The sequence below is a fragment of the Agreia sp. genome (genome assembly GCF_964263775.1).
Lineage (GTDB): Bacteria > Actinomycetota > Actinomycetes > Actinomycetales > Microbacteriaceae > Agreia.
The window spans coordinates 1-5,491 of sequence record NZ_CAXVWM010000173.1 but is presented as its reverse complement, the minus strand read 5'-3'; the positions used below and the strand labels follow the sequence as shown (position 1 = coordinate 5,491).

Sequence of the window (5,491 nt, the reverse complement as noted above, 5' to 3'; positions counted from 1 at the left end):
GGCGCTGACATAACCGGATGCCGCCACCACGATGAATGCGACGAGCGCCACGCTCGAATAGCGCGAGATCACAGACAGCATGCGGTCGTTGTCGAGCTGCGGCGCGATGATCACGAGCACGAGAAGGCCGCCGAGCCAGATCGCCGCGAACACGAGGTGCAGTCCCAGCGCGGTGATGGCGGCGTCGTGGCCGGTCGTTCCGGCGGCGTGTCCCTGCTGCGCCATGGGCACGAGCATCGCCACGGCGAGCACGCCCACGAAGACGAGCGCGGTGAGGTTGCGCACGGCGAAGCAGAGCACCGTGACGGCCGCTGCGATCAGCGTGGTGGTCAGCCAGGCCTCGCCGATCTCGACCTGGGTCACGAACTGGCCGAGCAGCTCTCCGTAGGAGTTGTCGAAGCGCACCGCCTTGACCGTGAGCTGCAGAAAGGTGAGAAAGCCCGTCGCGGCGGAGGCCACGGTGAGCACGGCGGCAGACCCGGCGGCCACATCGAGGGCACGGGTGAACTCGGGCTTGTCGGAGCGGAGCGCGAAGATGGCCAGCACCAGGGTCCCCAGCACGCCGGCGGCCCCGAGGTTCACGATCATCTTGGTGACCGGGATGCCGTAGCGCACGACCGGGCCGGGATCTTGCAGCAATTGCGCATCCGCCCCACCGGCGAGGCGCAAGCCGACGAGCAGCATGACGAAACCGACCGCGAGGAGCACGGCGGGACCCACTGTTCGAACGACTCTCGGCACCTCACAACTTTACGCGTTCTTCCCGAGGGCCCGGTGCTGCGCCCCTCCGGGACGAACCGGGCACACGCGGCCGACGCGCGGCGGCGTCGTGCCCATCCTGCGGTCTCGGATGGGCGTCATGACGCCACTCGACGACGTCACGGCCCGAGAGTCAACGTCGTTAACGCCTCAGGGGTGTCCGCCCGAAGGTGGACACCCCTGAGGATGAAGAAAAGTCTGGGAAGACTACTTGGCAGCAGCCTTGAGCTTCGAGCCAGCAGAGATCTTGACCGAGTGACCGGCGGCGATCTGGATGGCCTCGCCCGTCTGCGGGTTGCGTCCCGCGCGGGCTGCACGCGAGGTGCGCTCGACGGCGAGCCATCCCGGGATGGTGACCTTGACGTCGTTGCCGACCGACTCCGCGAGCGTCGCGAAGAGGGCGTCGAGAACCTCGTTGACAGCGGACTGCGTCTGGCCCGATGCAGCAGCGACCTGGGCGACGAGCTCGGTCTTGTTGAGTGACTTATCAGCCATGGGTGTCCTCCTCGGACCTTGTGCTGCGCGAGGCAGCTCTCGAAACGAAACGGTGGAAACCTTGGATAGGCCACACGTCTGGTCTGTTCGACCGTGACGAATGTATCAGAGATCGCCGGGATTGCGCGGATTCACGCGCCTCCCGGTCGTTTCACGGATGAGGAAAAAGTCGCGACTCGCCGATTTCGGCGGCGTGCGCCACGGCGTGTCGACGGTTTTTTCCTCATCCGCGATAGGTGGCGTCCTCATCCGCGAAAGGTGGCGTCCTCATCCGCGAAGGGTGGGCCGGGTGCAGAAAGGGGATGCCGGCCCGAAGGTCGGCATCCCCTTTCGGATGCTCAGATCAGAACTGCTGGACTACCAGGAGCTCTTCGTGATGCCGGGAAGTTCGCCGCGGTGAGCCATGTCACGGAAGCGAACACGGCTGATGCCGAACTTCGTGAGAACACCGCGGGGGCGGCCGTCGACCGCGTCACGGCTGCGCACGCGCACAGGGGATGCGTTCTTGGGCAGCTTCTGCAGGCCGAGGCGGGCGGCCTCGCGCTCGGCGTCGGTCGACGTCGGGCTGACCAGGGCCTTCTTCAGCTCAAGGCGCTTCGTGTTGTAGCGAGCGACGATGACTTTGCGCTTCTCGTTCTTGGCGATCATGCTTTTCTTGGCCATGTGTTACCTCTCCTCCCGGAAATCGACGTGCTGGCGGATGACCGGGTCGTACTTCTTGAGCACGAGGCGGTCGGGGTTGTTGCGGCGGTTTTTCTTGGTGACATAGGTGTAACCCGTGCCGGCGGTCGAACGCAGCTTGATGATCGGACGGACGTCTTGTGACTTGGCCATTAGATTTTCTCCCCACGGGCGAGAAGATCTTTGACGACGCTCTCGATGCCGCGTGCGTCGATGACCTTGATGCCCTTGGTGCTGAGCTGCAGGGTCACATTACGACGAAGCGACGGAACGTAGTACGTCTTCTTCTGGATGTTCGGATCGAACCGGCGCTTCGTGCGACGGTGCGAGTGCGAGATGTTGTGTCCGAAGCCGGGAATGGCGCCGGTCACCTGGCAGGTTGCTGCCATGGTTTCCTCCTATTTACCGTAGAAAAACGCAGTCACCCACGCGTTCTACCCAAGATTGCTTGTCGGCACACGTCTGCCCCAAATGAATCGTGCAGGGAGTGGTGTACATGCGAGCGGAGAAGCCGCTCGACCAGCTACCAACTGTAAACGACGCGCCCGCGAGGCGCAACCGTACGACACTTTCGCCTTATGATTGCGGCAGCGTCGCGTGCTGGTGACAGTCCGTGTCAGGCATGGAGGCGCCGGACTGAAGGATCGTTGATGCTCTCATCGCCCCCTTCCTCGTCGCGTGACTGAGCGCGACACGACCAGGCTCATCGCCTGGAGCAGAGAACTACGCACTGTGCACGAGCGCATTCGCGCTGCGCTGTGCGTGACTCGCGAGGCCGTGCGCGACGGCGGCTCTGCAGAAGAGGCCAGTCGTGACCTGCTCATCTTCTGCCACGGCTTCTGCGCCGCACTCGACGCTCACCATCGAGGTGAGGATCGCGCCCTGTTTCCCGCGATCGAACAGGCGCACCCACAGCTGTCGCCCGTGCTGCGCGCGCTCGAGCGGGACCACTCGATGATCGGTCACCTGCTCGGCGGTCTCAGGGCCGCAGTCGACCGGTCCGCGTCGACGGCGGAACTCGACCGCCACCTTGAGGGCGTGGCCGCCATCATGGAGAGCCACTTCGGCTATGAGGAGCGGCAGCTACTCACTGTGCTCGACAGTCTCGACCTGCGTGCAGAGGTGAGCGACGTGCTCGGGCCCCTCTGAAAAGTTGCCACGAGAGCCGCGACGAGGCACGCCGCCGCGGACGCACGCCGTCGCGGGAGGCGCGCGGCGCTCAGCCCGCGGGCGTCGGCACGCAGGAGCTGCAGAAGCCGAAGATGTCGACCACGTGCTCGGGCCGCGAGAATCCGTGCAGAGCCGCGGTGCGCCGCGCCCACGACTCGACCTCGTCGGCCTCGATCTCGACCGTGAGGCCGCAGCTGCGGCAGATCAGATGGTGGTGGTGCCCTGTGCTGCACGCCCGGTAGAGGCTTTCGCCCTCCGGTGACTGCAGCGAGTCGGCCTCGCCCTCGTTGGCGAGGTCGGCGAGCGCGCGGTAGACGGTGGCCAGGCCGATGTGCGACCCCGTGGAGTGCAGGTTCGAATGCAGGCCCTGCGCGCTGACGAACCCCACCTGGGTGCCGAGTGCGGCGCGCACCGCCTCACGCTGCCAGGTATTGCGCTTCACGACCATGTTCCACCTCCGAGGCCACGCGTGGCCGAAATCCCCTCAACCGTAACCGCTGTCGCTGTGGTTCGCCTAGGCATCCAGGGCCACCGGCCGTCGAGCCGACACGCGGCGATCCGAGACGCCCCGTCGCGCACGCGACGCGGCGACGACGCGGCAGACCACGTAGATGACGAACGAGATCGTGGTCACGTAGGGGCTGATCGGCACCGATCCGCCGAGCGCGAGCAGAATTCCACCCACGAGCGACAGCACCGCGAACAGCATGCTGAGAAGGGGAACGACAATCGGCGACGACGACACCCGCAGGGCCGCGGCGGCCGGAGTCACCAGGATCGAGAGCACCAGCAGCGATCCGACGACCTGCACCGACACGGCGACGGCGAGCCCGAGCAGAACCATGAAGACGATCGACAGCGCGCGCACGGGCACACCCCGCGCCGACGCGACATCGGCGTCGACGCTCGCGAAAGTCAGCGGGCGCCACACGATGAGCAGCCCCACGACGACGACGATCGAGATGGCGATGAGCGAGTTGAGCCGCGGGTCGTCGACGGCCACGATCTGGCCCGTGAGCAGCCCGAATTTGTTGGCGCTGCGGCCCGGGTACAGGGCGAGACACAGGATGCCGAGGCCGAGCCCGAAAGGCATCAGCACGGCGATGATCGAATTGCGATCGCGCGACTTGGCTCCGAGGAAGCCGATGATCAAGGCGGCGGCGATCGATCCGACGATCGACCCCTCCACGACCCCGACGCCGAAGAGCAGCCCGGCGGATGCTCCCGCGAACGACAGCTCGCTGATGCCGTGCACCGCGAACGCCATGTCGCGTGACATCACGAACACGCCGATGAGGCCGCCCACGACGCCGAGCACGGCGCCCGCAATGATCGAGTTGTGCAGCAGCGCGAGCAGCTCGCCGTAGTCGGCGAAGTTGAAGACCTGCGACCACAGCTCGGCCCAGTCGACGCCGTTCACCGCCGCGACCCGTCGCGCAGGGCGGTGAGCGAGCCGGTCGTGCCGGCATCGTGATGCCCGTGGCCGGCATCCGGATGCACGTGGCCGTCGTCGTGATGCACGTGGCCGTCGTGCCCGTGCTGGGCATCGGGCACCCCCACCACGATGACGCGGCCGCGGGTGCGGATGACGTCGACGGGCGAGCCGTAGAGCTCGGAGAGCACCTCGCTGCGCAGCACCTCGTCGGGAGTGCCGATGCGGAAGGATCCGCCGGCGAGATAGAGCACGCGGTCGACCATGTCGAGCACGGGGTTGATGTCGTGGGTGACGAAGAGCACCCCGAGGTCGCGCTGCCGGCGATGCGCGTCGATGAGTTCGGAGACCGCGCGCTGGTGGGCGAGGTCGAGCGAGAGCAGGGGTTCGTCGCAGAGCAGCAGGCGCGGGTCGCCCGCGAGCGCCTGGCCGACCCGCAGCCGCTGCTGCTCGCCACCCGAGAGGGTCGACACGGCCACATTCGCGTACTCGGATGCGCCGACGGAATCGAGCAGGGCGTCGACCTCGCGGCGCCGCGCGGCCCGGGGCAGAGGCAGCCCGAAGCGGTGCCCGTCCACTCCGAGGGCGACGAGATCGCGACCGCGCAGGGGAGCCCCCTCGTCGGCGAGCTTCTGCTGCGGAATGTACCCGATGCGTCGGTTGCCCCGGGTGACGGGCTCGCCCTCGAAAGACATTGTTCCGGAACTGAGCGACTGCTGGCCCAGGATGACTTTGAGCAGGCTCGACTTGCCCGATCCGTTGGCTCCGAGCACGGCGATGAACTCGCCGGCGCGCACGTCGAAGTCGAGGTCATGCCAGAGCATGCGCTCCCCGAACTGCAGTACCCCGCCGCGCACGCGCAGCACGACATCGCGGGGCGCGGGGGTGCGGGGCGCTGGGGGAGATGCGGGCGCCGCCTCTGCGCCCGCCTCTGCGCCCGACTTCGCCCCGAAG

9 protein-coding genes are annotated in these 5,491 nt (G+C 67.0%); 1 reads left to right on the top strand and 8 read right to left on the bottom strand.

Going from position 1 to position 5,491, the window contains the following annotated elements; all coding sequences use genetic code 11:
- From ACE5CZ_RS12455 to rpmB, 5 genes are all read right to left on the bottom strand, one after another.
- On the bottom strand, positions 1-741 hold a 741-nt coding region (locus ACE5CZ_RS12455), incomplete at its 3' end, for a copper resistance D family protein (RefSeq protein WP_374947647.1).
- A gap of 225 nt (positions 742-966) precedes the next feature.
- Entirely contained in the window at positions 967-1,254 is a 288-nt protein-coding gene (locus ACE5CZ_RS12450; RefSeq protein WP_044443721.1) for an HU family DNA-binding protein, read from the bottom strand.
- Positions 1,255-1,611: 357 nt separating this feature from the next.
- Positions 1,612-1,917, bottom strand: a complete 306-nt coding sequence (gene rpsN, locus ACE5CZ_RS12445; RefSeq protein ID WP_374947646.1) for a 30S ribosomal protein S14 — start codon at positions 1,915-1,917, stop codon at positions 1,612-1,614.
- A 3-nt stretch (positions 1,918-1,920) separates the two neighbouring features.
- Positions 1,921-2,088, bottom strand: coding sequence for a 50S ribosomal protein L33 (rpmG, locus tag ACE5CZ_RS12440; protein WP_055782315.1), 168 nt, complete (start codon positions 2,086-2,088; stop codon positions 1,921-1,923).
- Positions 2,088-2,324 (bottom strand): 50S ribosomal protein L28, encoded by a 237-nt coding sequence (gene rpmB / locus ACE5CZ_RS12435; protein WP_055782318.1) that lies wholly within the window; start codon positions 2,322-2,324, stop codon positions 2,088-2,090. The genes rpmG and rpmB overlap by 1 nt, the downstream gene beginning before the upstream one ends.
- Before the next feature lie 289 nt (positions 2,325-2,613).
- Here rpmB and ACE5CZ_RS12430 point away from each other — a divergent pair, with 289 nt between their 5' ends.
- Complete coding sequence (locus ACE5CZ_RS12430) at positions 2,614-3,084, top strand: hemerythrin domain-containing protein (protein ID WP_374947645.1); 471 nt, start codon at positions 2,614-2,616, stop codon at positions 3,082-3,084.
- Between the two features lie 70 nt (positions 3,085-3,154).
- On the opposite strand, the gene ACE5CZ_RS12425 is transcribed toward ACE5CZ_RS12430, so the two are convergent.
- The 3 genes from ACE5CZ_RS12425 to ACE5CZ_RS12415 form a co-directional block, all read right to left on the bottom strand.
- Entirely contained in the window at positions 3,155-3,553 is a 399-nt protein-coding gene (locus ACE5CZ_RS12425) for a Fur family transcriptional regulator (protein ID WP_374947644.1), read from the bottom strand.
- 66 nt (positions 3,554-3,619) lie between these two features.
- Complete coding sequence (locus ACE5CZ_RS12420) at positions 3,620-4,525, bottom strand: metal ABC transporter permease (protein WP_374947643.1); 906 nt, start codon at positions 4,523-4,525, stop codon at positions 3,620-3,622.
- The gene (locus tag ACE5CZ_RS12415; protein WP_374947648.1) at positions 4,522-5,361 is read right to left on the bottom strand and encodes a metal ABC transporter ATP-binding protein; all 840 of its coding nucleotides are present in this window, start codon (positions 5,359-5,361) and stop codon (positions 4,522-4,524) included. The genes ACE5CZ_RS12420 and ACE5CZ_RS12415 overlap by 4 nt, the downstream gene beginning before the upstream one ends.
- Between the last annotated feature and the right edge of the window lie 130 nt (positions 5,362-5,491).

Excerpts from the sequence above, each read along its gene's own strand:
- rpmB (WP_055782318.1), bottom strand. The coding sequence starts at position 2,324 with ATGGCAGCAACCTGCCAGGTGACCGGCGCCATTCCCGGCTTCGGACAC.
- ACE5CZ_RS12425 (WP_374947644.1), bottom strand. The coding sequence starts at position 3,553 with ATGGTCGTGAAGCGCAATACCTGGCAGCGTGAGGCGGTGCGCGCCGCA.
- rpsN (WP_374947646.1), bottom strand. The coding sequence starts at position 1,917 with ATGGCCAAGAAAAGCATGATCGCCAAGAACGAGAAGCGCAAAGTCATC.
- ACE5CZ_RS12415 (WP_374947648.1), bottom strand. The coding sequence starts at position 5,361 with ATGCTCTGGCATGACCTCGACTTCGACGTGCGCGCCGGCGAGTTCATC.
- rpmG (WP_055782315.1), bottom strand. The coding sequence starts at position 2,088 with ATGGCCAAGTCACAAGACGTCCGTCCGATCATCAAGCTGCGTTCGACC.
- ACE5CZ_RS12450 (WP_044443721.1), bottom strand. The coding sequence starts at position 1,254 with ATGGCTGATAAGTCACTCAACAAGACCGAGCTCGTCGCCCAGGTCGCT.